At 35.5% G+C, this 25,912-nt stretch carries 28 protein-coding genes and 1 pseudogene; 17 read left to right on the top strand and 12 right to left on the bottom strand.

The window, feature by feature from the left end:
- Nucleotide 1: 1 nt before the first annotated feature.
- Nucleotides 2-364 carry a Na(+)-translocating NADH-quinone reductase subunit F gene (locus ACFQO1_RS08300; RefSeq protein WP_380217530.1) on the bottom strand — a complete coding sequence of 121 codons (363 nt, stop codon included), beginning with the start codon at nt 362-364 and terminating at the stop codon, nt 2-4.
- Nucleotides 364-534: pseudogene (locus ACFQO1_RS08305) on the bottom strand (DUF4846 domain-containing protein); the annotation flags it as partial. The gene ACFQO1_RS08300 and the pseudogene ACFQO1_RS08305, both read right to left, overlap by 1 nt.
- Before the next feature lie 206 nt (nt 535-740).
- Here ACFQO1_RS08305 and ACFQO1_RS08310 point away from each other — a divergent pair.
- The 9 genes from ACFQO1_RS08310 to ACFQO1_RS08350 are packed head-to-tail and all read left to right on the top strand — an operon-like array spanning nt 741 to nt 7,581.
- A complete protein-coding gene (locus ACFQO1_RS08310; RefSeq protein ID WP_380217531.1) occupies nt 741-1,505 on the top strand; it encodes a DUF6090 family protein in 765 nt (254 codons plus the stop codon).
- Entirely contained in the window at nt 1,502-2,224 is a 723-nt protein-coding gene (locus tag ACFQO1_RS08315; protein ID WP_380217532.1) for a DUF6090 family protein, read from the top strand. The genes ACFQO1_RS08310 and ACFQO1_RS08315 overlap by 4 nt, the downstream gene beginning before the upstream one ends.
- Nucleotides 2,221-2,967 carry a DUF6090 family protein gene (locus tag ACFQO1_RS08320; RefSeq protein ID WP_380217534.1) on the top strand — a complete coding sequence of 249 codons (747 nt, stop codon included), beginning with the start codon at nt 2,221-2,223 and terminating at the stop codon, nt 2,965-2,967. Before ACFQO1_RS08315 ends, ACFQO1_RS08320 begins: the two co-directional genes overlap by 4 nt.
- Complete coding sequence (locus tag ACFQO1_RS08325; protein ID WP_380217535.1) at nt 2,964-3,707, top strand: hypothetical protein; 744 nt, start codon at nt 2,964-2,966, stop codon at nt 3,705-3,707. The genes ACFQO1_RS08320 and ACFQO1_RS08325 overlap by 4 nt, the downstream gene beginning before the upstream one ends.
- Nucleotide 3,708: 1 nt before the next feature.
- Nucleotides 3,709-4,491 carry a DUF6090 family protein gene (locus ACFQO1_RS08330; protein ID WP_380217536.1) on the top strand — a complete coding sequence of 261 codons (783 nt, stop codon included), beginning with the start codon at nt 3,709-3,711 and terminating at the stop codon, nt 4,489-4,491.
- A 6-nt stretch (nt 4,492-4,497) separates the two neighbouring features.
- Entirely contained in the window at nt 4,498-5,259 is a 762-nt protein-coding gene (locus ACFQO1_RS08335) for a DUF6090 family protein (RefSeq protein WP_380217537.1), read from the top strand.
- Entirely contained in the window at nt 5,256-6,005 is a 750-nt protein-coding gene (locus ACFQO1_RS08340) for a DUF6090 family protein (RefSeq protein ID WP_380217539.1), read from the top strand. Before ACFQO1_RS08335 ends, ACFQO1_RS08340 begins: the two co-directional genes overlap by 4 nt.
- A gap of 3 nt (nt 6,006-6,008) precedes the next feature.
- The gene (locus ACFQO1_RS08345; protein WP_380217540.1) at nt 6,009-6,773 is read left to right on the top strand and encodes a DUF6090 family protein; all 765 of its coding nucleotides are present in this window, start codon (nt 6,009-6,011) and stop codon (nt 6,771-6,773) included.
- 19 nt (nt 6,774-6,792) lie between these two features.
- Nucleotides 6,793-7,581, top strand: a complete 789-nt coding sequence (locus ACFQO1_RS08350) for a DUF6090 family protein (RefSeq protein WP_380217541.1) — start codon at nt 6,793-6,795, stop codon at nt 7,579-7,581.
- A 103-nt stretch (nt 7,582-7,684) separates the two neighbouring features.
- Here the strand turns inward: ACFQO1_RS08350 and nqrF are convergent, their stop codons facing one another.
- The 7 genes from nqrF to ACFQO1_RS08385 all read right to left on the bottom strand — a co-directional run bounded on the left by nqrF (nt 7,685) and on the right by ACFQO1_RS08385 (nt 14,228).
- Nucleotides 7,685-8,992 carry an NADH:ubiquinone reductase (Na(+)-transporting) subunit F gene (nqrF, locus tag ACFQO1_RS08355; protein ID WP_380217542.1) on the bottom strand — a complete coding sequence of 436 codons (1,308 nt, stop codon included), beginning with the start codon at nt 8,990-8,992 and terminating at the stop codon, nt 7,685-7,687.
- 1 nt (nt 8,993) lies between these two features.
- On the bottom strand, nt 8,994-9,731 hold the full coding sequence (gene nqrE, locus ACFQO1_RS08360) for an NADH:ubiquinone reductase (Na(+)-transporting) subunit E (RefSeq protein WP_380217543.1): 738 nt from the start codon (nt 9,729-9,731) through the stop codon (nt 8,994-8,996).
- Between the two features lie 35 nt (nt 9,732-9,766).
- Nucleotides 9,767-10,138, bottom strand: coding sequence for a four helix bundle protein (locus tag ACFQO1_RS08365; protein ID WP_380217544.1), 372 nt, complete (start codon nt 10,136-10,138; stop codon nt 9,767-9,769).
- A 79-nt stretch (nt 10,139-10,217) separates the two neighbouring features.
- Complete coding sequence (locus ACFQO1_RS08370) at nt 10,218-10,865, bottom strand: NADH:ubiquinone reductase (Na(+)-transporting) subunit D (RefSeq protein WP_380217546.1); 648 nt, start codon at nt 10,863-10,865, stop codon at nt 10,218-10,220.
- Nucleotides 10,866-10,868: 3 nt separating this feature from the next.
- Nucleotides 10,869-11,621: a Na(+)-translocating NADH-quinone reductase subunit C gene (locus ACFQO1_RS08375; protein ID WP_380217547.1), complete on the bottom strand. Its 753-nt coding sequence runs from the start codon at nt 11,619-11,621 to the stop codon at nt 10,869-10,871.
- 2 nt (nt 11,622-11,623) lie between these two features.
- Nucleotides 11,624-12,841, bottom strand: a complete 1,218-nt coding sequence (locus ACFQO1_RS08380; RefSeq protein ID WP_380217548.1) for an NADH:ubiquinone reductase (Na(+)-transporting) subunit B — start codon at nt 12,839-12,841, stop codon at nt 11,624-11,626.
- Between the two features lie 34 nt (nt 12,842-12,875).
- The gene (locus tag ACFQO1_RS08385) at nt 12,876-14,228 is read right to left on the bottom strand and encodes a Na(+)-translocating NADH-quinone reductase subunit A (protein WP_380217549.1); all 1,353 of its coding nucleotides are present in this window, start codon (nt 14,226-14,228) and stop codon (nt 12,876-12,878) included.
- Between the two features lie 191 nt (nt 14,229-14,419).
- Here ACFQO1_RS08385 and ACFQO1_RS08390 point away from each other — a divergent pair, with 191 nt between their 5' ends.
- Genes ACFQO1_RS08390 through apaG form a run of 4 tightly spaced genes read left to right on the top strand, consistent with a single transcriptional unit; the run spans nt 14,420 to nt 18,764 of the window.
- Nucleotides 14,420-15,673, top strand: coding sequence for a type IX secretion system plug protein (locus ACFQO1_RS08390; protein ID WP_380217550.1), 1,254 nt, complete (start codon nt 14,420-14,422; stop codon nt 15,671-15,673).
- A 56-nt stretch (nt 15,674-15,729) separates the two neighbouring features.
- Nucleotides 15,730-17,118 (top strand): pyridoxal phosphate-dependent decarboxylase family protein, encoded by a 1,389-nt coding sequence (locus ACFQO1_RS08395; RefSeq protein ID WP_380217551.1) that lies wholly within the window; start codon nt 15,730-15,732, stop codon nt 17,116-17,118.
- Between the two features lie 46 nt (nt 17,119-17,164).
- Nucleotides 17,165-18,376, top strand: coding sequence for a DUF3667 domain-containing protein (locus ACFQO1_RS08400; RefSeq protein WP_380217552.1), 1,212 nt, complete (start codon nt 17,165-17,167; stop codon nt 18,374-18,376).
- Between the two features lies 1 nt (nt 18,377).
- Nucleotides 18,378-18,764 (top strand): Co2+/Mg2+ efflux protein ApaG, encoded by a 387-nt coding sequence (apaG, locus tag ACFQO1_RS08405; RefSeq protein ID WP_380217553.1) that lies wholly within the window; start codon nt 18,378-18,380, stop codon nt 18,762-18,764.
- Here apaG and ACFQO1_RS08410 read toward each other — a convergent pair.
- Together ACFQO1_RS08410 and ACFQO1_RS08415 are read right to left on the bottom strand one after the other, a co-directional pair.
- The gene (locus ACFQO1_RS08410; protein ID WP_380217554.1) at nt 18,733-19,752 is read right to left on the bottom strand and encodes a DUF6695 family protein; all 1,020 of its coding nucleotides are present in this window, start codon (nt 19,750-19,752) and stop codon (nt 18,733-18,735) included. The two genes, apaG and ACFQO1_RS08410, sit on opposite strands and share 32 nt — an antisense overlap.
- Entirely contained in the window at nt 19,749-20,450 is a 702-nt protein-coding gene (locus ACFQO1_RS08415; RefSeq protein WP_380217555.1) for an NRDE family protein, read from the bottom strand. The genes ACFQO1_RS08410 and ACFQO1_RS08415 overlap by 4 nt, the downstream gene beginning before the upstream one ends.
- Before the next feature lie 154 nt (nt 20,451-20,604).
- Between ACFQO1_RS08415 and pruA the strand changes: the two genes are divergently transcribed.
- Complete coding sequence (gene pruA, locus ACFQO1_RS08420; RefSeq protein WP_380217556.1) at nt 20,605-22,230, top strand: L-glutamate gamma-semialdehyde dehydrogenase; 1,626 nt, start codon at nt 20,605-20,607, stop codon at nt 22,228-22,230.
- A 64-nt stretch (nt 22,231-22,294) separates the two neighbouring features.
- On the top strand, nt 22,295-22,864 hold the full coding sequence (locus ACFQO1_RS08425; protein WP_380217558.1) for an NUDIX domain-containing protein: 570 nt from the start codon (nt 22,295-22,297) through the stop codon (nt 22,862-22,864).
- Here the strand turns inward: ACFQO1_RS08425 and rsmG are convergent.
- Nucleotides 22,861-23,490 (bottom strand): 16S rRNA (guanine(527)-N(7))-methyltransferase RsmG, encoded by a 630-nt coding sequence (gene rsmG / locus ACFQO1_RS08430; protein ID WP_380217559.1) that lies wholly within the window; start codon nt 23,488-23,490, stop codon nt 22,861-22,863. The genes ACFQO1_RS08425 and rsmG overlap by 4 nt on opposite strands.
- A 124-nt stretch (nt 23,491-23,614) precedes the next feature.
- On the opposite strand from rsmG, the gene ACFQO1_RS08435 reads away from it, so the two are divergent.
- Nucleotides 23,615-24,715: a fatty acid desaturase family protein gene (locus tag ACFQO1_RS08435; protein WP_380217560.1), complete on the top strand. Its 1,101-nt coding sequence runs from the start codon at nt 23,615-23,617 to the stop codon at nt 24,713-24,715.
- 4 nt (nt 24,716-24,719) lie between these two features.
- A complete protein-coding gene (locus ACFQO1_RS08440; RefSeq protein WP_380217561.1) occupies nt 24,720-25,910 on the top strand; it encodes a pyridoxal phosphate-dependent aminotransferase in 1,191 nt (396 codons plus the stop codon).
- Nucleotides 25,911-25,912 lie beyond the last annotated feature (2 nt).

Genomic DNA, 25,912 nt, shown 5'->3' on the forward strand with positions numbered 1-25,912 from the left:
TTTATTTAATTTGTTGAAGTCCGTTGTACACCATGGTATAGTCTTCATCTTTTAGCACTGGTTTTGCGTAATCGGTTCCGTGTCCCAGACCAACACCTGCATAATACGTTTTTGCTTCGTGGGAGTCTGCATGTTTTTTTATTGTCTCCATAAATACAGGATCATAGACATTAGCATCCTTGGGATAACGAACGGCACGAACAATCACAAAATGTAATTCTTTGTCTTTAAGTCCTACAAACTGAGGATCTCTTTTTAACTTCGAATTTACACCCAAAAATTCAAATCCGTTGGCCTTCATATCTTCTCCTACAATATTCATTGCCAGATTGTGTAATTCTTGTTCGTTAAGTTCTTTTGCCATTAATTGAAGCGTATAAATTTTATTTCATTAAAATAGTACGTGGGAATTTCTAGATAGGCTCCTATTTTTAAAGAATACCACGGATTGATCTTTGAATCATTCAAATTTTTAAGCATATGTACACTTTGAGCCGGTGTATTTCCCTGTGCTAAAATAAACAAAATTTCGCCTTTTTTGTTTTGGTTCTATTGATATTAAGCCCGCATTCTTAAAAGTGCATCTGCACATTGTTGGAAACCATTTGAAAGCACAGCAACTTCCAGTACCTACAACGCCCGTATACCTAATTTCTTCGCACCGGTTGAACAATAGCTTTCTTTGTTTTGTTGTGACAATCAATTATTTATGTATTTTTAGCACTACCAACTAACCAACCATGATTAAATTCTTCCGAAAAATACGGCAACGCCTTATTTCAGAAAACAAGTTTTCAAAATATCTACTCTACGCTATTGGCGAAATCCTTTTAGTAGTCATCGGGATTTTGATTGCGCTTCAAATTAATAATTGGAATGAAAACCGAAAATCTAACCTACAAGAACGAAATGCTTTAAACAATATTCATCGCGATTTTTTAAAAAACAAAGAATTATTAGAAGAAATAAAACACAATACGCAACTAATAATGATTTCTGGAGTACAAATTCTTAATCATACAGGTAGTAAAGAAGGCCCAGGCACAGAGAACAAGTTTAACGCATGGTTAAATGAACTTTACAACAGCGCACCATATTACCCACAAAATGGCTTTTTAGAAGATTTATTGAGTAGTGGAAAACTAAGCATATTTAAAAATGCAGAGTTAAGAAACTTATTGTCTTCATGGAAACCAGAAGTTGAAATTTTAGAAGAAGGATTTATTACTGTCGATAAAAATGAAGATATTTTAAACGTCTATATTCTTAAAAATGGGAGTTGGTTGAATGCTGATCAAGTCGATAGGAATACTAGGAATATTAAATTTCCACCATCAGGTTTTAAGGTAGATAATAGAGATTTATTAAAAGCCCTAGAGTTCGAAAATTTAGTTGAAAACTTAGTGATAGCGGCAGATAGTTATTATTCATCGCAAAAAAAGGCAGATAAACTATTGGAGGACATAATCGCCTTGTTAGAAATCGAAATTCAAAAAAATCAATGATCAAATTTTTCCGCCATATCCGACAACGGCTTTTGATTGAAAATCGTTTCAGCAAATATTCACTCTACGCTATTGGAGAAATCATCCTTGTGGTGATAGGTATTCTTATTGCACTTCAGATAAACAATTGGAACGAGGAGCGAAAAAATAATGCATTTGAAAAAGAAATTCTTTCTCAAATTCAAGAAAATCTCATACAAGATCGCACTAATCTTATTAATATTAATATCTGGCAACAAAGGGCTTTTGAAGCCTCAGAGAAGCTAGTAAGTGATAGTCTTAGAGCAAAAAACAAGGATAGTGTTTCTCTTTGGTTGGGAGAGGTCGTTCATTTTAGCAGGTTTCAATCACTTACAAATTCGTACGAAGCACTTAAATCTGCTGGTCTTCAGACTGTAAAAAATAAAGAATTAAGAAACAGTTTAGGAATTTATTACGATGATAAAGTAAATCATGTCAATAAAGCTTTGTCAGATATTGAATATGCATTTAACTATCAATGGTTACCGTTGATGGAGGCTCACGCCTCTCACTTTGAATTTAGGAAAATTCTTGAGGTTGAGGATATGCAGCGATTTTTTGCTGAAACAAATGTTTGGAGAATACTAATGTTAAACAGAGATAATATAAGAGCTTCCATAGCCAATTTACAAAATACTTTGGACGCGATCAATGTAACACTTTCGCTAATGCCCGAAAATTTAAACTCATCTGAATGATCAAATTTTTCCGCCATATCCGCCAACGTCTTTTGATTGAAAATCGTTTCAGCAAATATTTACTCTACGCTATTGGAGAAATCATCCTTGTGGTCATTGGAATTTTAATCGCATTACAGTTTAACAACTGGAATAATGAAAGACAAACAAAGAGTGTACAAATTAGGTACTTAAATGAAATAGCTAATAATTTAAAAACCGATTTGGACGACGTTAGATTTAATATAGGTTTTAATGAAAAAAGACTTAAAGCTTGTCGAATGGTTATAAAAAGCATTGACGAGAACGCTACATACTCTGATTCTCTAGACATCTATTATGGTAGTTTACTATATACAACAAGATCTGTAGTTAACTACAGTGCCTATGAAACGCTAAAGGCAAAGGGATTAGAAATTATTACAAATGACAGTTTAAGAAAAACCATAACTAAACTGTATTCGTTCTATTATCAAAATGTTATTGATTTTGAAATTCAGGATGACCATGCATTGCAATATCAAATAGTAATGCCTACGGTTTTAAGTAGAATTGAAGTCAGAAAAAAGGAAGGTTCTGTAACAGGTGAACAGTTAGCAAAACCAACCAATTTTGAAGAACTTAAGAATGATGTGGAATTTAAAAATGCAATTGTTATGAATGAAGACTTAAGGGTTTATATGATTGATAACTATAAGGGTTTAGAGAAAAACATTTTGGAATGTTCAAAGCTTATTAATGAGGAGTTAAATAAATTAGAATGATAAAGTTCTTCAAACACATACGCTATAAACTCATGGTAGAAAACAAAACAGGAAAGTATCTCAAATACGCCATAGGTGAAATTATCCTTGTGGTTATTGGAATTTTGATTGCGTTACAGATTAATAACTGGAATCAAAACAGACTAGTTAGTTTAGAGAAGGAAGAGCTTATTACAAAACTGCATTTAGAGTTTAAAGAAAATAAAAGAGCCATTAAAAATTATAAAATCGCCGAAGAACAAGCTATGAATTCAAGCATAACATTAATGAGCTTAATTGGTCTTAGTGAAGAAGAACTTGTAGCGCATAATTTAGATAGTTTATTGTTTGAATCATTCCCGTCAAACGAAATAGCATTTGCCAATAATGCTGTAAACAGTATTGTACAAAATGGACGATTAAAACTTTTTAAGGACGATGAAATCAGTACGCTACTCTACCAATGGAATTCTTTAGCCGAAATTAGAAAAATTAGATTGGAAAAGCTCGATTCATGGAATAACAACATTTTTCTACCCTATCTACTGCCTCATATCTCTTTTAAAGAAATGGATAACCATGGAAATTTTAAATGGTCAGGAACATCTAAAGTAAAACCCAATTATTATTCCTTGTTTCAAAATGTAGCGTTCGAAAACTTGTTAGATAATGCCTTATGGCTTCATCAACAAGTTATTATTAGGATGGATGAAACCGAGACTCTTATTGATAAAATAATTGAGGTAACAAAACCTAAATAACATGATAAAATTCTTTCGCCATATCCGTCAACGCTTAATAAAAGAAAACCGTTTCAGCAAATATCTGCTCTACGCCATTGGCGAAATAGTTCTTGTAGTCATTGGGATTCTCATTGCTCTACAAATCAATAATTGGAATGAAGAACGGAAAGAAAAAATAGCTGAAGAGAATTTCTTTGAAAATGTCCTTATCGATTTAGAAAAAGACCAAACAAAACTGGAATACTATCAAAAATTCTACACGAAAAGGATAGCATATTTAGATACCCTTTTAACCTATGTTAGAAATCCAAATATAAAAATGGGTATTGAAAAATTTGGAATGTATGTGGAACCACTTTTTTACGCATCAGATCCAACCAATAATAACACCACATTTGAATCTGCCAAGACATCTGGTGCTTTTAACACCTTTAAAGACAAAGAATTACTAAAACAACTTTCTCAGTACTATGCTGATTTTCCATTAATCGAAAAATCATTTAGCTCAGTCCAGAGGTTTATCGAGAATCAATTTGAGCCAATCATGTACACCTTACCAGAAAGCTATATGACACAAGAAACTGGGAATCTGGTCATTAGTGAAGGAGACGTACAAGACTTTTACAATAAGATTGCAACCATAAAAGATTTCCGCAACATCACACCAGATTATGATGGATTGTTAAGGACTCCAATTATGGAAAATTATTTAATAGGAGATATGGGAAGATCTTTTGGCGCTTTAGCTGTAATTAAAGCGAGATATGGGATGCTTAGAAATCTCAAACTGAAATTAGAATAGAGAAATATGATTAAATTTTTTAGAAAAATCCGTCAACGATTACTTACTGAAAACAAATTCAGTAAATACCTCGTTTACGCTATTGGTGAAATCATTCTTGTGGTTATTGGGATATTAATTGCATTGCAGATTAATAACTGGAATGAAGCCAAATCTGAACAAGGCATTGAAAATGCCTATATGAAAAATCTTCTGGAAGATTTAGAAGATGATTTAGCCATCTACGATAAGTTTCAAAACAGCAATAATGAAGTTTATGCCTTGATAGATTCTATTATTCCAGGATTAAAAAGTGAAAATAGAAAAAACAATGTAAAAAAATTGGCCTATTGGTCCAGAATGGTAACAATAAAATGGACTATAATCCACACTGTTGACAGAACGTATGAACAAATGAAAAGTTCAGGACACCTTCGGTTGGTCAGTGATAGTGAAGTTTCTGATGCCATTTCTAAATACTACAATTCGCTTTCGGAGTTTAACGGTTACAATGAAGCTGGTATGTTGTGGGCAGCAGACTACGTAGAAGTGTTAGGGAAAATTTTTGATGCAGAAGTAATGCTAAAAATAATGCGTACTCGCCAAATGCAAAATGCAAGTGCAGATGATTTGCTCACTGAGGACCCAATTGTTCTTAATCAATTAATGAATAGTCTCAACTATTTCAATGGTGCTTTAAGTTTGGGTGAGAGCGTTAGTCTGAAAAAGGAAAAAGAAGCAAAAGAGTTAATCCGTTTAATTAAATCAAACTATGACTTGAGTTTATGATTAAATTTTTTAGACATATCCGTAAGCGCCTTGTTGTTGAAAATCGCTTTTCAAAATATTTGCTTTACGCCATAGGCGAAATAATCCTCGTGGTGATTGGGATTTTAATTGCGTTACAGATAAACAATTGGAACAACACTCAAATCAATAAAAAAGAGGAGCAGACCATTTTAAAGAACCTCAACTTTGAATTTAAAAAAAACAGGAGGGATCTTGAATTGGTAAAAAACAACTATTTAAGGTTTATTAATTCCACTAAAACTACATTAAATCTAATTGGAGAAAACAGAGAAACATTACAGCAACACAACACAGACAGTCTTATATCTGAAAGCATCAATTATTACGATTATAGACCAACGGAAAATGTACTTTCAGACCTTATTTCATCTGGTAAATTAAAATTGATTGTATCAGATTCTTTGCGATTGCATTTATTCCAATGGTCTAGTTTTTTAAATGAAAAAGAAGAGGCATGGGATACACTCGATGATTTCTCCCAAAATATGATGATGCCATATCTTACAAAAAATGCATCTCTCAAAAACATAGACAGTTATGGTTTTTTGGATTGGAAAGCACCCTCTAAGTTGAACCCCGATACTTATAAAATGTTTCAGGATATTGAATTTGAGAACAACATAGATAATCATGCTTGGAGCTTAACCAATTATATGTTAGCGTTGGAAAATCTTGAGAATACTATTGATAAAATTTTAGTTGAAACGTCGAAAATTAAAGACTGAAAAGTGATTAAATTTTTCCGCCATATCCGTCAACGATTGCTTACTGAAAATAAATTCAGCAAATATCTTCTTTATGCGATAGGTGAGATCATCCTTGTTGTTATTGGTATTCTCATTGCACTACAAATCAATAATCTAAACGAAGAACGAAAGCAAAACAAGCTGGAAACTGAATACTTAGTGTCATTACAAGAAGAGTTTAGGTCAAATTTACAAGAGTTGAAAAGGGTAAAGGCGCAAAACGCCAAAAACTTAAGGCATGCTTCAGAATTGTCAAAACACACAGGTCCCAAAACTCCCACAATCTTCGATGAGCAATTTTCAAAATTGTTTTGGGGCGCATTCATAAATGAAGTACAATATAGGCCTGGGACGGGTATTATAAACGAAATTATCAGTTCAGGAAATCTAAGTATTATTAAAAATAGAAAGCTTAAAAAGGCATTGGCCTCTTTGGACGGTTTAATGCTAAAAATTCGTTTTCAAGAAACTACAGAGCATGGGAATCAACGAGGAAAAATTTTTGATCTGGCCGATGAGACTGTCGGTCTTAGAAAAATGGAATTTGATGCCTTTGCTAATGATGAAATAGAAAATATTAAATTCATAGAAAGTAATCTTACACTTTTGCAATCCAGAAAATTTGATAATTTATTGGGAGGATTTATTTCTACAGGAAGCTATTTACAAGACAATTATTACAACCAATTGCAGCAACAGTTAGAGGAAATCATTCAGATTATTGAAAGTCTAGTAAACAATTCATAAAATTATAAAGTAATTGCTTATGATTAAATTTTTCCGCCATATCCGCCAACGACTTATTGGAGAAAATCGATTTTCAAAATACCTCTTGTACGCCATTGGAGAAATCATCCTTGTCGTCATTGGAATTTTAATTGCCTTGAGCATCAATAATTGGAACGAAGATAGAAAAGAGCGTGCCAGAGAAGTGAATTACCTTAAGAATCTTAAAGCAGATCTTGTTAGTGAAATCAATAATAACGAGCATTTTGCCACATATCGCTTTAATAAGGCGAAAACTTGCACTATTCTTCTCAAAGAAAAAGAACCGGAAACTATCCAAGAAGTACAAGAGTATACAGATAGATATGAACATGTGTTTGTGTGGAATACGTTTGGACCTAATAACAATACCTATAAAGAATTGCTTAGTTCTGGAAATCTTAGTCTAATTAAAAACGATTCAATAAAAAATGCAATAATAGAATTAGACAAACGCTATGCAGCAATTGCAACTGGAGAGGAGCACATGAGACGTGAATATGAAGCCTACTTATACGATACGAACGTTGAAAATATTGCAGCACTCGCTTTTTTTGATATGAATGACCCAGCGTATGGATTTCCGAAGCGATTAAAGGCTGAAGATATTCCAGTATCAAAACATAGTGATATGATCAAAGACGCTCAATGGCAGCACAATAATGAACTCTTTAAAAATGGGCTACGACTTGCCATGATGAATAATAGTTTTTTAGCCGGAATTCATAAAGATTTGGTTGCATATCTACACCAACTAATACATCTAATTAATGAGGAAATTAAAAGGTAATGATTTAAAAAAACATTAAAAAGCACAAAAAAACCGCTCTGTATAAGAACGGTTTTTTTTCTTGTAGTGAGATTTCTCTCATACGTTCGAAATGATAATGAGGTTATCCTCCAAAATCATCAAAGCGAATGTGCTCATCTGGAATACCAAAATCTTCTCCCATTTTCTGCACTGCTTGGTTCATTAATGGAGGTCCACAGAAGTATAACTCGATATCTTCTGGAGTTTCGTGATGACTTAAATAATTATCGATCACTACCTGGTGTATAAATCCTACAAACCCATCACCTGGTCCATCTAAACTTTCTTTAACTTTCCAATTATCTTCTTCCATAGGTTCAGATAAAGCCATATAGAATTTAAAGTTATCAAATTCACGCTCCAATTTTCTGAAGTGTTCTATATAGAATAATTCTCTTTTTGAACGTCCTCCATACCAATAGGTTACTTTTCTACCAGTTTTTAAGGTGTTAAACAAGTGATATAAATGTGAACGCATTGGCGCCATTCCAGCTCCTCCACCTACGTAAAGCATTTCACTTTCAGAAGGATTAATAAAGAATTCGCCATACGGTCCAGAGATGACACACTTATCACCTCTCTTTAAGTTAAAAATGTAAGAAGACGCAATTCCAGGATTCACCTGCATCCATTGATTCTTAGCTCTATCCCATGGTGGCGTAGCAATACGTACGTTCAACATGATTTCACGCCCTTCGGCTGGATAAGAAGCCATTGAGTAAGCTCTTTCTACAGTTTCAGTATTCTTCATCACTAATGGCCAAAGACCAAACTTATCCCACTCTGCTTGAAATTTGTCGGGTGTTTCGTGCTCTTCGGGGTGTGCTGTGATATCAATATCTTCATATTTAACTTCGCATGGCGGAATTTCGATCTGAATGTATCCACCAGCTTTGTAGTTCATGTCCTCTGGGATCTCAACTACAAACTCTTTGATAAACGAAGCTACATTGTAATTACGAACTACAACGGCGTCCCACTTTTTAATTCCGAAAACCTCTTCAGGAATATGAATATTCATATCCTGTTTAACTTTTACCTGACACGATAGACGTGCTCCGTCTTTTAATTCTTTTCTGCTGAAGTGTGGTGTTTCCGTAGGCAATGCCTCTCCTCCACCTTCTAGGACGTGACATTCACATTGGATGCAAGTTCCACCTCCTCCACAAGCGGAAGGTAAAAAGATCTTTTGATTCCCTAAAGTTGAAAGTAAGGTTCCTCCACTTTCTACTTCAATCACCTTCTCGTCATTAATGGTAATTTTTACCGGTCCCGAAGGAGATAGTTTTTGTTTTGTAAATAATAAGAGCGCGACCAAAAGTAACGTTAGAACCAAAAAGGCCACAACAGTTGCTACAATAACGCCTACGATACTAGCTGCTAAAAACATATTATTCCTGTGTTATTTCTGAAACTTCTACTAGAGCCGTTTCGGTTTCACTTTCTATTTTTTCTTCAATTATTGATCCTACGTTAGAACCATCCCCTTCTAATGAGGTTGTATCTTCATCACCTCCAGTTAACATTCCTCCAAAACTCATAAAACCAATCGCCATTAATCCCGTGATGATAAAAGTAATTCCGAGTCCGCGTAAAGGTGCTGGCACATTACTATATCTAATTTTCTCGCGAATGGCTGCAATCGCGACAATTGCTAAGAACCATCCAATTCCTGAGCTGAAGCCGTAGTTTAGGGCCAGTCCAAAAGTTTCGATCTCACGTGATTGCATAAATAATGAGCCTCCTAAGATGGCACAGTTTACTGCAATTAGAGGTAAGAAAATACCTAATGAGTTATACAAAGAAGGTGAAAATTTCTCTACAATGATTTCAACTAGTTGTACCATCGTCGCAATCGTTGCGATAAAAAGAATAAATGACAAAAAACTAAGGTCATATTCTGCGTACTCTGCTCCTAACCATGCAAGAGCACCCTCCTGAAGGATATACTGATCCAATAACCAGTTTAAGGGTACCGTTACTGTTAAAACGAATATTACTGCAGCTCCAAGACCCACAGCTGTACTTACCTTTTTTGATACTGCCAAGTATGAACACATACCCAAAAAGTATGCAAATACCATGTTATCAACGAAGATAGATTTGAAAAAAAGTTCAATGTGTTCCATTTATTTCAAGTATTCAGTAAATCAGTATGCAGTAATCAGTCTTTAACTACTCCAAATTTATCGGGATTGTTAATCATATAATTTAACAATCTGCCAACTTCTTCACTTTTATTTATTAATTCTATTTTTTGTTCTTCTGTTATATATTCACAAGCTTCGGCAAATTCTATCCAAGTTTGTGTTTCTAAATTTTCCGAGTCGCTATCAGTTAATTTACTTTGATAGTGCTTCGGATATTTACGTTTTCCGTAACTCTCTGCAATTGCTGATGAAACAGCTCGCGACGATCTCCTTATTTGACTTGTCAAAGCAAATACTTCTTCTTTAGGAAAACCTTTTGAGATTTCAAGAATTTCCATTGCTAGCGAAAATGATTTTTTATAAGCTAGTAAATCCTGAAACTTCATATATCAATATTTCAAATAATCAATTACTGATTACTGCGTACTAATTACTGATTACTGCGTACTAATTACTGAGTACTGACTAGTTTTCTTCTATTAGTTCTTTATTACGACTACGTTGCACCCAAATGATAATCCCTACTACGATTAATGCCATAGGAGGTAAAACCATAAATCCGTTGTTTTCATATCCATATGCGTACAAACCTGTTTTTGTCACAGGATCACCCAGGACTTGAAATCCGAATAAGGTCCCACTTCCCAACAATTCACGGAAAAATCCAACAATGATTAGAATGACTCCATATCCAAAAGCATTTCCAATTCCGTCAAGGAAAGAACGCCATGGACCATTCCCCAAAGCAAATGCTTCAAAACGCCCCATAATAATACAGTTGGTAATAATTAAACCAATGAATACTGAAAGTTCCTTGCTCAATTCGTAAGCAAAAGCTTTTAGCACCTGATCTACAATAATTACCAAAGTTGCAACAACAATAAGTTGTACGATAATTCTAATTTTTGAAGGAATGACATTTCTCATTAAAGAGATTACAACATTCCCAACGCCTAATACAAACACTACAGAGATTGCCATTACGATCGACGGCTTTAACTGTGCTGTGATCGCAAGTGCAGAACAAATACCCAATACTTGAATCGTAATCGGGTTATCGTCTGTTAACGGATCGATAATTAATTTTGTATCCTTTTTTGAAAGTAATCCCATTGCTTAGTTGTTTAATGTTTTAAAGTAGGGTACATACAGCCTGATATCTTTTTTTAACATCGCTGCCACTCCGTCTCCGGTAATAGTTGCACCTGCTAGTGCATCTACTTCATTATCTGTTTTGTCATTATTTACAGGATCATTATTTCCTTTTGCTACTTCAATGCCTTTAAAAGCATCTCCATCTAAAAACTTCTCACCTGTAAAGTCATCCATAAAATACCGTTGTTTTATTTCAGCACCAAGTCCAGGAGTTTCACCTTTATGATCAAAATAGACTCCTTGTACGGTCATTGATTTATCCACTGCAACAAAGCCCCAGATAGCATCCCAAAGTCCTTTTCCTCGTACTGGCATGACATACACTTCTTTTCCATCCTTCTCGCCAATAAAAAGAGGTAACTTTCTGTTATATCCATCTTTTTTCGCTTTGGTTTCTTCTTTTTTAATATCAATTAGATAGGCAAGACTGTCTTCAACAGGTTCCTGTCCTTGTTGTAGTACCAATTGTTTTTTTATGTAAGTATCAAATTGAGATTGAACCTTATCTGTAGAAACAAACGTGACATCACCAGGACCTTCATTTTCATTGACGCCCATTGCATACAGAATGTTCTGTTGCTTTTCAAACTTTTCATTTTCCTTAATCATTGGTTTAAGTCCGCTAGAGAAGCCTGCCAACAGGGAACCTACCACCACTACCATGATTACGGCAAATATGATTGTATACGTATTTTTATCTGTGTTAATTGCCATAATTAAGCCGTTTTAACTTTTAAACGTTTTGCTCTTTTCTTTATATTACCTTCAAGTACATAGTGATCTATGGTCGGAGCAAACACATTCATTAATAATATTGCCAAGAAAACTCCTTCTGGATATGCAGGGTTGAATACTCGAATTAATATTGAGATAAAACCAATTAAAAATCCATAGATCCATTTACCTTTATTGGTCTGCGATGCCGTAACAGGATCTGTAGCCATATAAACGGCTCCAAAGAGTATACTTCCTATAATTAAATGTTGCCAGAAAGGAACAGTCATTAATCCGTAAAACTTAGAGCTTTCTCCAATCCAGCCCATTTCAACTACTCCGTTAAAGATTAGTCCCATTGCGAGTGCTCCAATAAGGGTGCTAAAAATAATTCGCCAACTTCCAACCTTAGAGAAAATTAGTATTAGTGCTCCTATTATAATTAGCAACTTAGACGTTTCACCTACAGATCCTGGTATAAAACCCCAGAACATATCCCAATAATTATAGACTACATCTTGTCCTTGGGCATAGCTTCCTAAGATCGTTTCTCCAGAGATAGCATCTACATTTGCTCCGGCAGCAATTTCTTTTTGTCTTTCAACCGCACCGTGTACCCATACTTTATCTCCAGACATCCACGTTGGATAAGCGAAGAATAAAAAGGCACGTATTGTTAATGCAGGGTTTAGAATATTCATTCCAGTTCCTCCAAACACTTCTTTTCCAATTACTACTCCAAAGATTACAGCAACTGCCAACATCCATAGTGGGATATCAATAGGCACAATCAAAGGCACTAACATTCCGGTAACTAAGTATCCTTCTTCAACTTCATGTCCTTTAATGATAGCAAAAATAAATTCGACCACAAGTCCTACACCATACGAAACAATTACCAATGGCAGTACGGTCCAGCATCCCATGATAAAATTATCCCAGGTAAAGAAATTAGCTAGAGGAGCCAGTCGTAATGTTTCATCAAGTGCTGAGTAATGCTGATATCCAGCGTTAAATATTCCGAAGAGCAAACAAGGAACCAACGCCATGATGACGGTATTCATCGTTCTTTTTAAATCATCTGCTGCACGAACATGAGCTCCACTGTGTGTGGTCTCATTTGGGAGGTACAAGAATGTGTGCAATGCATTAAAAGCAGGCGCCATCTTAGTACCCTCGTACTTCATCTTAAGCGTATGTAATTTTTGTTTTAAACCCATTTACTTAGTATTTTTCATTTTTCAAAATGAATAATTATCCAATTTCTTTATACATTAAATCCAGTCCATTTCTAATGATCTGTTGATGTGGTTGTTTTGACACACAGATAAATTCTGTCAAAGCAAAATCTTCTGGCGCAACTTCATACATTCCTAAGGCTTCCATCGCATCAAGGTCTTGAACCATACATGCTTTTAAAATCTGAAGCGGATAAATATCTAGTGGAAACACCTCTTCATAATTTCCTGTCACTACAAAAGCACGGTGCTCTCCGTTTGTATTAGTGTCCAGTTCAAATTTTTTCTTCGGAAACATCCACGAAAAAGTTAATGCTCTGGAAGTTGAGATTTTATTAAAAACAGGTTTGTTCCACCCAAAGAATTCATAATCGTCTCCTTCAGGAATTACGGTTACAGTATTGTTGTAGTATCCTAAATGTTCTTTTGGAGAGATCGCTTTTCCAGTTAAAACATCCCCGCTTATCACACGAACATTTTCTTCATCCAAACCAGAATCGTATACAAATGTTGCCACCTCTGCGCCTATTTTAGTACGATAGTATTTTGGTGTTTTTACCGAAGAACCTGCAAGTGCTACAATTCTTTCAGCATTAAATTTTCCAGTTAAGAAAAGTTCTCCAATAATTACTAAGTCCTGAGCAGCTACTGTCCATACAGTTTCGCCTTTATTTATAGGATCTATTTTATTGATCTGAGTTCCAACATTTCCTGCAGGATGCAAGTTATTCGCTTTATGAATCACAACATCATTCATAGTTGCCAACGGTGAAGCGCCTTCATTCCCAATAGTGATATGCACAGCGCCTTCAGTTAGTTTGCTCAAAGCTGTTACCGCAACCTGTAACTCTTTTTCTTTTCCTTTTAACGTAAAATCTAGATCTGCAGAAAGTGGTGCTGTATTTACTCCTGAAATGAATATAGCCTTTGGCATTATATCCGGATTTGCAATTACATCGTACGGACGTTGTTTAACGAATGGCCAACATCCAGAAACTAACAGATGATTTTTTACGTCTTCGGCCTGCATTGAATCTGGATTTTTAATTCCGAAGTCATTATAGGCATCTTGCGTTTCAGCTTCGATAGTAATCTTAGTGATCACTCTTCTTGCTCCTCGCTCTATTTCGGTTAAGGTACCACTCACGGGAGAAACAAACTTTATCGCTTCATTATCTTTACTGTAAAAAACAGTATCACCAGCCTGCAGTTTTCCCCCTTCCTTTACCACCATTTTTGGCGTAATTAAGTGAAAATCTGAAGTTCTAAATGCAAATGTGCGCGAACGCGGTGCGTTGGAAAGTGTTTTATCCGCTTCGCCTTTAAGGCGAATGGTAAGACCTTTTTTAATCTTAATGTCTTTGGACATAGGATACTTGTGTTAAAATTGTCTTTTATTCACTTAAAAAAAGTGAGTCTTATTAAAAGGTTTGCAAATTTATAAAATAGGAAGCCATCTTACAATGAATTGCACTATTTTATTCCAAAAAAAACTTGATGATCTTGAACACAATTTTAAGGCACAAATTTTGTTTATCTTTAGCCACATAATTTTAGTCCATGCGTACACCTTTATTTCTTTCTGTTTTTCTACTTTGTTTCGCCTTTTCTAATGTCGCCCAAGTAACAGAAATTGTTGAACCCAATTATATAAGAACTATACAATTTTCGGGCACTACAGCTCAAAGTCAGTTGCCAATTATACGACTTGGTGACAGATTACAGCTTTCATTTGATGCGCTTAATGGTGAAGAAGCCGATTTTTATTACACGATCACACATCATAATTTTGACTGGACACCGAGTGATCTTTCAAAGGGAGAATATTTGGATGGATTTGATGATGTTCGGATTGAAACCTATGAAAATTCATTAAATACGCTTCAAATTTTTTCAAATTATACCCTTACTATTCCTAACAGAGAAACTAGAGCTATAGAAAAAAGTGGAAACTACCTCATCACTATTTTTGATGACGATGGATACCCTGTGTTTTCTAGAAAATTTATGATCATTGAAAGTGTAGCTACGGTGGGTGTTGAAATTAAACGCAGTAGAGACTTAAAATACATTGATGAAAAACAAGTGGTGCAGTTCTCCATTAACTCTCCAACAGAGTTATTGATCAATCCTAAACAAACGGTCAAGACGTTGGTCATGCAAAACAGCAACTTTAAAACAGCAATTACAGATTTAAAACCTCAATATACGATTGGAAGTGAATTGATTTACAGATATGATCAGGAAGCTGCTTTCTGGGGAGGTAATGAATATTTGTTTTTTGACAATAAAGACATTCGAGGTGCAAATAACAGCATCCGTTCGGTAGCACTAAATGAGCTATATGAAAATTTTCTTTTTACAGATGGAGTTCGTGCGAACAGGCCCTATACCTACAATCCAGATATTAACGGAAATTTTGTTGTGCGCAATATTGACGCCAGAGATCAAAGTATTGAGGCAGAGTATGCAAAAATTCATTTTAATCTCATTTATCCGTATGAACTGGGAGATAACGAATTACATATCTACGGAAACTTTAATAACTGGACCATTGATGGTTCAACCTATTTAGAGTATAATACTGAAAGCGATACCTACCAAAATACACGTCTTTTTAAGCAAGGATTTTACAACTATAAATATGTATTGGTGACTCCAGATGGTAAAATCGATCCAGGGGCTATTAGCGGGAATTATTGGGAAACCGAGAATGAATATACCGTTCTTGTTTATTACCGTGCTTTAGGTGCTCGTTTTGACAGAATTATTGGTTTTGGAATGGCAAATTCTACAAATATTACCAATCAATAAGTATTTCTACTGTAAGTTTGCAGTTCTAAATTCTTCTAAGAAATTAAAACCTAAACATGCAAAAAGATCTTCAACTCTTTACTTCTTTAGCTGAAAAATTACTTACCGCAGAAAATAATGATCCTGTAGTTGACCCCATACCTACTTCAGAATTGTATGAACAATTAGATCTTACACTCTCTGAAGAACCTGCCACCGATACCTACTTTGAGGAAACTTTAGAAAAACTGGTTTTAAACACTCCAAGAACGGCTACTAAGTTATTTTTTAATCAGTTATTTGGAGGACGACATCCTAAAGCTACTTTAGGAGATTTACTTGCTGTGATGCTTAATAATAGTATGTATACGTACAAAGTTGCAGGACCTCAAGTAGGTGTTGAAAAAGAAATTCTGCATAAAATCTGTGATCGTATTGGCTACGGAAACGATAGCGATGGCACTTTTGCTCCAGGAGGCTCTATGAGTAACTTTATGGCGATGCTCATGGCTCGTGATGCGCATGCAAAGGCAATTCCAACTGAAGGAGTTACCAAAAAAATGACTGTTTATACTTCGATCGAATCTCACTATTCCATTCCAAAAAATGCAGCGTTTATGGGCATTGGCCGTGAACAGGTTCGATACATTGACACCAATGCGGTAGGTGAAATGGTTCCCGAAAAACTTTCAGCACAAATAACCAAAGATATTGCTGAAGGTTTTGCACCTTTCTTTGTCAACGCAACTGCGGGCACAACCGTTTTGGGAGCATTTGATCCTATTAAACCTATTTCAGAAATTTGTAAAAAATACAATCTTTGGCTTCACCTTGACGGTGCGTATTGTGGTGGTGTGATTTTTAGTTCAAAGTATACGCATTTGGTAAAAGACATCGAGCTTACAGACTCATTTAGTGTCAATGCACATAAAATGCTGGGCACTCCCCTTTCATGTTCTATTATTGTTACTCAACATAAAAAACACCTGTATGATTCGTTTAGCAATGATGCGGCCTATCTATACCAGACAGACGGCGATGACTACAACTTAGGTAAAACCTCTTTGCAATGTGGACGAAGAAACGATGCCCTTAAGTTTTGGACACTTTGGAAATCTGTAGGTAGTAAAGGGCTTGAAAAAATGGTGGACAATCAGTTTTATTTGGCAGATGTCGCAAGAAAATACATTTCCAACCATCCAGACTATACCCTTTATAGCTTTGATGACTCCATTTCGATTTGCTTTAATTACAAAAATATTCCTGCACAACGCCTTTGCACGGCACTTTACCAAAGTGGCGAATTGATGGTAGGCTTCGGAACTTTCAGAAATCAAGAGTTTGTAAGATTAGTGACTATTAATTCAGGCAATGAAAAAAAGGACATTTTACACTTTTTCAAAATCCTAGAAACATTTGTGGAAGCCCACCCAAGTCTAGTACAATCTGAGGTCTTTCAGCAGTAAAAATTACTTTCGGCTTTTATTTTAAAAAACATTTTATCTTTACGGTATGAGTAAGAAAAAACTCGCTGTAAAGAACAAAACAGTTTCAGAAAACAGCAGAAGGCATTTTAAATATCGTAGCAATGAGTGTCTCAACTGTGGGCAACCTTTGGATTTAAGCGATGTATATTGTCCTTATTGTTCTCAATTGAACAGTACAAAAAGTCTTTCACTTAAAGATTTTATCACCGAATTCTTTAGCAGTTTGGTGAGTTATGATTCCCGTTTGCGCTATACAATATCCGATCTTTTATTTCGGCCAGGCACTATTACTAAAAATTATATCAACGGTCAGCGGTTACGATATACCAACCCATTTCGGTTCTTTTTAAGTGTTTCGATTATTTACTTTCTTCTTTTTAGTATTATCAATTTTTTTGATCCAGCATACAATGCTCCTTTCTTAGATTTTGGAAGCGGTATGGAAGAAGGCTTCAACAACTCTAACAATAATAAAGATATACTAGTAGTTGACTCGTTAAAGCAACTAAATCAAATTAAGAAGGATACTGTAAGCAAACAGCAACAATTTAGCAGCCGAAAAGATTCTATTTCAAAATCTAAAGATCAAAATTCTGGAGGCTACTGGATTGTTAATGGTGATACCATTTACAATAAAAACGATAGCTATCCAGCAAGAATTGCCAAATTAGATAGTGTGGGAAGTGTACAAAGCCTTGCAATGAAATTTCAGATCTTTAGAGATTTTTATAAAGAAACTGAGATTAAAAACGCTTATAATGCCATGGATAGTCTTAAACTAGAAAAGACTCGAACCAATACTTGGCTTTATGAACGCAATAAGTCTTTTGACCGTATAGGTGACTCTCCACGGGAATTTATAAATTATCTATTTTCAAAAGTTCCTTTTTTCTTATTCTTTTTTGCTCCACTATTTGCGTTATTTTTCTGGTTGCTGTATGCTCGAAGAAAATTTACCTATATGGAACATTTGGTATTTATTTTTCATGTTTTTAGCTTTACTTTTTTAGCGCTTATTATTACATCGATACCTGATTGGATCTTTAAAACAGAAATTTTTAGTAGTATCCTATTCTTACTAATAGGCCCTATATATTTTTATATTGCGATGCGAAAATTTTATGAGCAATCTTATATCAAAACTTTTATTAAATTTATCCTATTAAATGTTGTTTTCTTTTTTAGTTCATTTACAGCTGCTGTAGTTTTCTTTTTAATTTCGGCTGCGCTTTATTAATATGGTACAACAAGTTACACAAGGCATAAAAATTTCGGTGATCACTTTGTTTGAAGGCACTTTCTACAAAAATCACAAGGTACACTATGCTTTTAAATACACAATATCGATTGAGAATCAAAGCAAGGATGTCGTACAGCTTAAATCGAGAAAATGGAACATCAATGACGCTCTCAATACTACTGAAATTGTAGAAGGAGAAGGAGTTATTGGAAAAAAACCTGTCATCGAACCAGGAGAAACCCACAAATATAGTAGTGGGTGCCTATTAGTATCACCCATAGGAGCTATGAAAGGGTACTACACAATGATCAATTTTACTACCACCAAAGAATTTAAAGTTAAAATTCCTGTTTTTAAACTAGTTGCTCCTTTTGCAATGACGTAGTAGCTTTTGAAAAAGCTTTTACACCCTTTAATCTTATCTCTTGGCTGTCCTGTACTACAGTACAATAAGCGCAGTTTGAATCGTAGACAAATTGAAATTTCTTAGCCAAATTAAAACGATTCGACTCATAAATACCATCATAATCTATTTCATGCAAATCATTGTATCTGCGAATCCTATAATATCCTTGTGGTAGTGGCTCTTCGGCAACCAATTCAAACCAGGCGTTACTTCCCGTCCCAGCTAGTTTTTGAGCCTGTGCAGGTATCTTACTTTTTACCTGATATAATTTACTCTCAGGTACATTTCTATCAAAATAATTCTTTAAATTTTCTTTTAAGGCCGAACTTTTAAATTGTGTTACTTCCCCTTGATATGCCTGAAAGATTTTCTTATCTGCTGCCGCCTTTTCTACATTGCCAACTGTACTGGGAGTAAATCGTTTATTAAATTGTAGTGCTTTTTTAATTTTTTTATCTGTCGTAGCCGCTAGAATAGTATCGGTAACAAAACGAGAACAGTTACTTCCAGTTTTATCAAAAGCACCATAGGCAATACTTCCTCTCTTTTGTAATTTAGTCATGTAATTGAGTGCTAATTCAAAATCTATTACATTACACACCGATGCAAGCAACCTACCCTCTCCATGTGTTTTTTGTGGGTTAGCATCTAACCACAAAAGTATCTCATCAAGGTTTTGTAATATATTTTCAGAAGAAATAGCAGCAGAAAAAGGAATTACTAACTCGGCATCTGTAGTAGCATTACGTACCCTTCCCATTCCTGGCGGAGTGACATAGCGGCCAAAATCAAAATACTGCATCTTCCCAGTTTTATTTTCAATTAAAACCAGTGCCGCATGTCCTGCTTTTATATGTGTTTTGGTTCCTAATCCTACGAGCGGCAAAAGTCTACAGATAAACTCGGTGCTCATGGTCACAAACGTATCTGGATACGCCAAAACAATTATTTTTCCGGTTGGGTTCAAAGGCTAATTTTTGAAGTTAGTTGTTGCTGAAGATCCTCGTATCGCATGCTGGTTTTAGAAGTATGTACGACCTGAGTGATGCTTTTGGTTTTTACAAAACTGCGATCCATAACAAGATCTGTTTGAAGATTTCCATCACCAGCGGTTTTATGAAAGTGAAGCAATTCGGTTTCAGAAACATTGGGATGCTTCAGTAAAAAATCTGAAAACCAAGAGGTTCGTTTCTTTTTAGTTGCTTCGGAATACAATAAAGAAGACGACCAGATATGAGGTGTAAGTGGTTTTTCAGAAAAGTGAGACGTTTTTCCATCCCAGACCAATTCATATAGCTGAAGCTTTTGAGACCAATCCACCAAAATAATGGTAAAAGGTTCTATTCCATCAAAATCATACGCATCAATAGCCTTTACTGCATTTTCCGAAGTCAAAAGATCGGTTACAATAACACCTCGGCTCAACCGATAGCTTGCTGCACGTTCATGAGCTGTAAACCCTCCATTTAACAAACAAATGAGGCGTTTCTTTTCGCTTAATCCTATCCAAGTGCCACCAGCCACCTTGTCTTTTGGAAACAATAGTTTGGTTCCTGAAATCTCATAAACTCCTGGGGACTTGGTAACTCTACCGGGAGCTTCATCTCTATTGGAAGTCAGAATAAATTCATTTGAAGATTTCGGAATAAAGGTTACGGTGCACATACGATACGTTGTCTGCTTATATGTTTAAAAATTACAAAACTGGAAACAAAACTATTGATAAAACTTAATACCGCTTTAACTTAGCTAAACAATTCTAATCTTTATCTTTGCAAAAATTTAGAATACTAAACTAATTAAACAAGAACATAAAGACATGGGAAAAGGATTTTTCAAAGTGCCCGTAGCTGTTAATGAACCTATTAAAAGTTATGCTCCGGATTCACCAGAACGTGAGGAAGTATTAAAAACATATAAAAAAATGTATGCTGAAACGATTGACGTTCCATTATACATTAATGGTAAAGAAATAACTACCAAAGATACAGCAACTATGTCTCCTCCCCATGATCACAAACATGTGTTGGGAACCTATCATAAAGCAAAGAAAAAGCATATTGAAGAGGCAATAGCTACCGCATTGGAAGCTCGTAAAAAATGGTCTCAAATGCCTTGGGAACAGCGAGCAGGTATTTTTCTTCGAGCTGCCGAACTAATCGCTGGTCCTTACCGTGCTAAGATTAATGCGGCTACCATGTTGGCACAATCAAAAACCATACACCAAGCCGAAATTGACTCAGCTTGCGAGTTAATTGATTTTTTGAGATTCAATGTACAATACATGACCGAGATCTATGCAGAACAACCTGAATCTACTTCTGGAGCATGGAACAGATTAGAGTACAGACCTTTAGAAGGATTTGTCTACGCAATTACACCATTTAATTTTACAGCGATCGCAGGAAACCTACCTGCCAGTGCTGCTTTGATGGGCAATGTGGTCGTTTGGAAACCAAGTGATAGCCAGGTATATTCTGCAAAAGTAATTCTAGATATTTTTAGAGAAGCAGGTGTCCCCGACGGTGTTATTAATATGGTCATGGGCGATCCTGTGATGATTACAGATACTGTATTAGCAAGTCCTGATTTTAGCGGAGTCCACTTTACGGGCTCTACACATGTGTTTAAAGATATCTGGCAGAAGATTGGAAACAATATCCACAACTATAAAACGTATCCTCGAATTGTGGGAGAAACAGGAGGAAAAGACTTTATTGTAGCACATAAATCTGCCAATCCGCAACAAGTTGCAACTGCTATTGCGCGCGGTGCTTTTGAGTTTCAGGGACAAAAATGTAGTGCAGCCAGTAGATGTTATGTTTCAAAAAGTATTTGGAAAGAAGTAAAAACTTTTCTACAAGCAGATATCAATAGCTTTAAGATTGGTTCACCAGAAAATATGAATAACTTTATCACAGCTGTCATTCACGAAGGTTCTTTTGATAAACTTGCCAAATTTATTGATGCAGCAAAAAAAGATAAAAAAGCTGAAATCATTGCAGGTGGAACCTATGATAAAAGCGTTGGCTATTTTATAGATCCTACGGTTATCGTAACTGAAGATCCAAAATATACCACTATGTGTACCGAACTTTTTGGACCAGTAGTTACTATTTATGTTTTTGATGATAAAAAATGGGAAGAAACACTTGAGCTTGTTGATAACACAAGCGAATATGCCCTCACCGGAGCTGTAATTAGTGAAGACCGATATGCATTAGAAACTGCTGTAAAAGCCTTGGAAAATGCTGCAGGGAACTTCTACATCAATGACAAGCCAACAGGTGCCGTAGTTGGACAACAACCATTTGGAGGTGCTCGTGCTAGTGGAACTAACGATAAGGCAGGAAGCAAATTAAATCTGTACCGTTGGATTTCTCCACGTATGATTAAAGAAACCTTTGTAACTCCTGTGGATTATAAATATCCTTTTTTAGGATAATAAAATTTTTATTATTTCTGAAAGCACCTACTGAAAAGCAGGTGCTTTTTTTATATTTATAGCTATGAACTATACAGTTGAAAATGAACAAGTGGTTTTTGATGACCACTATCAAATGCTGAAAGCAAAAGTTACCTACGACACTTTTAAAGGTAGCGAAATTTCTACCAACCGACTCGCATTCTACCGAGGCGACAGTGTCGCGATTCTTTTGTATGAAGCTGAAAGTGATTCGGTGTTATTAACAAAACAGTTTCGCTATCCAACCACAAAACACCAACAAGGATGGATGCTTGAAATACCAGCAGGTTCGATGGAAAAAGAGGAATGTCCGCTCACTTGTATAAAAAGAGAAACCTTGGAAGAAATGGGGTATCAGCTTCACCAACCACAACAGATTTATAGTTTCTATCCTTCCCCGGGAGCCTGTACAGAAAAAACCTATCTCTTTTATGCTGAAGTTTCAGAAAAAGACAAAGTAGCTAAAGGGGACGGCAATCCTTCAGAAAATGAAGATATTAAAATGGTAAAATTACCTGTTTCAGAAATCGAAAACTGGCTTTCAGAAAAAATAATAGATGCTAAAACAATAGTTGGGTTACAGTGGTTTTTGTTTCAGAAAAAAAGATCCTAGCCTTTATATTTTAATGGAAGATGTACCACACTTTTGGTTTCAAAAAAATCTTCTTTAAAATAATCTTGAAGTGAATATACGGTTGCTTTTGGGAAGCCTGCAAGTTCTTCGGTAAGATCACCCCCTTTTAAATACAGTATACCGCTTTTTAGTTCGTGTGTGCTCTTTTTCGCGACACGATCTTTGATCCAACGAACAAAAGTTTCCATTTGCGCTACTGCCCTACTGACAATAAAATCATATTGCCCAGTAATGGTTTCGGCACGCGCATTTGTAATTTTTACATTCTCTAACCCTAAGCCTTCTGAAACTTCTTGGACTACTTTTATTTTTTTTCCTATACTATCGACTAGATGAAACTGGGTTTCAGGAAAAAGGATTGCCAAAGGGATGCCTGGAAAACCACCTCCGGTTCCAATATCCAGAATTTTAGCGTTAGGTTTAAATTTTTGAACTTTTGCAATTCCTAAGGAATGCAATACATGCCGCAGATATAACTCATCAATGTCTTTTCGGGAAACGACATTAATTTTAAGATTCCAGTCCTGATACAATGTATTCAATTGTTCAAATTGACTAATTTGATTTTCAGAAAGATTTGGGAAGTAATGTTGGACGAGTTTCATGCGCTGTTATCAACAACAAAAGTATAATTTCTTTCATAATTTTATGTTATGAACAAGTACTTTTACTATTAAGATATGTATTTTTGCAATTCCTATTTTGGGCTTCCCTTAAAATAATATTATTGTGAACAAACCACAAGTTACCTTCTCAAGAGTTGATTCTGCTAAGTTTTTTAGAACGTTAAACAAACGTGTTAACACCTATTTTAAAGAAAATAATAAATCTAAAAACGGAAACTGGCGTTTGCATCTTAAAACCATTGTCATGTTTTCACTTTATCTAACTCCTTATTTTTTATTTCTAGGTTTAGATTTTCCTTGGTGGGCTCAATTATTATTGACCATTGTCATGGGTGTAGGAATGGCTGGTGTAGGCATGAATGTAATGCATGATGCGAACCACGGCGCCTACTCATCCAAAAAATGGATCAATAAAATCATGGGAGGCAGTATGTACATTCTTGCAGGAAATGTGTACAACTGGCAAGTACAACACAATGTTTTACATCACACATATACCAATATTCATGGGCATGATGAAGATCTAGAAGCAGGAAGAATTTTACGTTTTTCTGAACATTCAAAATGGCACCGACTTCACAAATTCCAGCATTATTATAGCATCTTTTTTTACGGACTACTAACAATCAATTGGGTGATTAGTTCAGATTTTAGTCAGACCAAACGTTATTTAAAGCAAAAGCTTTCCTATGGAAAGCTTCCAAAAGCAAGTTTGCAATGGAGCACCCTTGTTATTACTAAACTCATTTATGCAGGTATCTGGATTGCTATACCAATTCTATTTTTTGACATCGCCTGGTGGAAAATTTTAATTGGTTTCTTTATCATGCATTATGTTGCCGGCTTAATTTTAAGTGTTGTTTTTCAATTAGCCCACATTGTAGAGCAAACAGATATGCCACTACCAGATAATACGGGTTCTATGAAAAATACATGGGCGATTCACCAGTTATTCACTACCGTTAATTTTTCGACTAAAAACAAAATAATGAATTGGTTTACTGGAGGGTTGAATCATCAAGTGGAGCATCATATTTTCCCAAATATCAGCCATGTGCATTATACCCGAATATCAAAAATTGTTAAAGAAACGGCATTGGAATTTAATCTTCCATACCATGAATATAAAACTACTCGAAAAGCATTATTGGCGCATTTTAGACATTTAAAAGAGATGGGTATGAAACCCGCATTAGCTATTTAAACCTATGACACCACAACTCTCCGACCGAGTAAAGAATATGGCAACATCTGCCACCCTTGCAATGGCAGCAAAAGCTCGTGAATTAAAAGAAGCGGGTAAAGATATTATTGGCTTAAGCCTTGGAGAACCAGATTTTACAATTCCAGAATTTGTAAAAGAAGCTGCTATCAAAGCGATTCAGGAAGATTTTCATTCGTATACTCCTGTCGATGGCTATGGCGATCTAAAACAGGCAATTATCACTAAATTTAAAAGAGATAATGGTCTCTCGTATACCCCTGCTCAAATAGTGGTTTCTACAGGAGCCAAACAATCGTTGGCAAATCTTGCTCAGGTACTTTTAAATGAAGGTGACGAAGTCTTATTACCTGCACCTTACTGGGTAAGTTATGCAGATATTAGTAAAGTTGCTGGCGGTGTTCCAAAAGAAATTAAAACTTCGATCGATAACGATTTTAAAATTACTGCAGACGAATTACGTGCTGCAATTACCTCAAAAACCAAACTCATTATTTACAGTTCTCCATGCAACCCAAGCGGATCTGTATACAGCAAGAAAGAATTAAGAGCTTTGGCAGATGTATTGGTTGATTATCCAAATATTATTGTAATTAGTGACGAGATTTATGAACATATCAACTTTGCTGGCGATCATGTATCGATGGCAGAATTTGAAGATATGTATGACCGAACGGTGACTGTCAATGGAGTATCCAAAGCATATTCGATGACAGGTTGGCGAATTGGCTACATAGGTGCGCCAGAATGGATCGCTAAAGCCTGCACAAAAATGCAGGGACAAGTGACCAGCGGGGCTAATTGTATTGCGCAGCGAGCTACGATAGCTGCACTTGAGAATCCGCCAAGTAAAATTCAATATATGGTGGATGCTTTTAAAGAAAGAAGAAAACTTATTTTAGGGTTACTTTCTGAAATACCTGGATTTAAGACCAACGAACCCGAAGGTGCATTTTATGTATTTCCAGATATTTCTTATTACTTCGGAAAGACCTTGCAAGGGACCAATATCAATTCAGCTTCCGACTTTTCGCTCTTTTTATTAGAGCATGCCAATGTAGCAACTGTTACGGGTGAAGCGTTTGGCGATGCAAACTGTATTCGTATTTCGTATGCTGCTTCAGAAAATGATATTACTGAAGCAATGAAGCGAATTAAGGAAGCCCTTACACACTAAAT

Source organism: Jejudonia soesokkakensis, from assembly GCF_042664795.1.
Classification (GTDB): domain Bacteria; phylum Bacteroidota; class Bacteroidia; order Flavobacteriales; family Flavobacteriaceae; genus Jejudonia; species Jejudonia soesokkakensis.

Bases quoted from the DNA above. Each gene is read 5' to 3' on its own strand.
- ACFQO1_RS08300 (WP_380217530.1), bottom strand. From the start codon at position 364: ATGGCAAAAGAACTTAACGAACAAGAATTACACAATCTGGCAATGAAT.
- ACFQO1_RS08310 (WP_380217531.1), top strand. From the start codon at position 741: ATGATTAAATTCTTCCGAAAAATACGGCAACGCCTTATTTCAGAAAAC.
- ACFQO1_RS08315 (WP_380217532.1), top strand. From the start codon at position 1,502: ATGATCAAATTTTTCCGCCATATCCGACAACGGCTTTTGATTGAAAAT.
- ACFQO1_RS08320 (WP_380217534.1), top strand. From the start codon at position 2,221: ATGATCAAATTTTTCCGCCATATCCGCCAACGTCTTTTGATTGAAAAT.
- ACFQO1_RS08325 (WP_380217535.1), top strand. From the start codon at position 2,964: ATGATAAAGTTCTTCAAACACATACGCTATAAACTCATGGTAGAAAAC.
- ACFQO1_RS08330 (WP_380217536.1), top strand. From the start codon at position 3,709: ATGATAAAATTCTTTCGCCATATCCGTCAACGCTTAATAAAAGAAAAC.
- ACFQO1_RS08335 (WP_380217537.1), top strand. From the start codon at position 4,498: ATGATTAAATTTTTTAGAAAAATCCGTCAACGATTACTTACTGAAAAC.
- ACFQO1_RS08340 (WP_380217539.1), top strand. From the start codon at position 5,256: ATGATTAAATTTTTTAGACATATCCGTAAGCGCCTTGTTGTTGAAAAT.
- ACFQO1_RS08350 (WP_380217541.1), top strand. From the start codon at position 6,793: ATGATTAAATTTTTCCGCCATATCCGCCAACGACTTATTGGAGAAAAT.
- nqrF (WP_380217542.1), bottom strand. From the start codon at position 8,992: ATGTTTTTAGCAGCTAGTATCGTAGGCGTTATTGTAGCAACTGTTGTG.
- nqrE (WP_380217543.1), bottom strand. From the start codon at position 9,731: ATGGAACACATTGAACTTTTTTTCAAATCTATCTTCGTTGATAACATG.
- ACFQO1_RS08365 (WP_380217544.1), bottom strand. From the start codon at position 10,138: ATGAAGTTTCAGGATTTACTAGCTTATAAAAAATCATTTTCGCTAGCA.
- ACFQO1_RS08370 (WP_380217546.1), bottom strand. From the start codon at position 10,865: ATGGGATTACTTTCAAAAAAGGATACAAAATTAATTATCGATCCGTTA.
- ACFQO1_RS08375 (WP_380217547.1), bottom strand. From the start codon at position 11,621: ATGGCAATTAACACAGATAAAAATACGTATACAATCATATTTGCCGTA.
- ACFQO1_RS08380 (WP_380217548.1), bottom strand. From the start codon at position 12,841: ATGGGTTTAAAACAAAAATTACATACGCTTAAGATGAAGTACGAGGGT.
- ACFQO1_RS08385 (WP_380217549.1), bottom strand. From the start codon at position 14,228: ATGTCCAAAGACATTAAGATTAAAAAAGGTCTTACCATTCGCCTTAAA.
- ACFQO1_RS08390 (WP_380217550.1), top strand. From the start codon at position 14,420: ATGCGTACACCTTTATTTCTTTCTGTTTTTCTACTTTGTTTCGCCTTT.
- ACFQO1_RS08395 (WP_380217551.1), top strand. From the start codon at position 15,730: ATGCAAAAAGATCTTCAACTCTTTACTTCTTTAGCTGAAAAATTACTT.
- ACFQO1_RS08400 (WP_380217552.1), top strand. From the start codon at position 17,165: ATGAGTAAGAAAAAACTCGCTGTAAAGAACAAAACAGTTTCAGAAAAC.
- apaG (WP_380217553.1), top strand. From the start codon at position 18,378: ATGGTACAACAAGTTACACAAGGCATAAAAATTTCGGTGATCACTTTG.
- ACFQO1_RS08415 (WP_380217555.1), bottom strand. From the start codon at position 20,450: ATGTGCACCGTAACCTTTATTCCGAAATCTTCAAATGAATTTATTCTG.
- pruA (WP_380217556.1), top strand. From the start codon at position 20,605: ATGGGAAAAGGATTTTTCAAAGTGCCCGTAGCTGTTAATGAACCTATT.
- ACFQO1_RS08425 (WP_380217558.1), top strand. From the start codon at position 22,295: ATGAACTATACAGTTGAAAATGAACAAGTGGTTTTTGATGACCACTAT.
- rsmG (WP_380217559.1), bottom strand. From the start codon at position 23,490: ATGAAACTCGTCCAACATTACTTCCCAAATCTTTCTGAAAATCAAATT.
- ACFQO1_RS08440 (WP_380217561.1), top strand. From the start codon at position 24,720: ATGACACCACAACTCTCCGACCGAGTAAAGAATATGGCAACATCTGCC.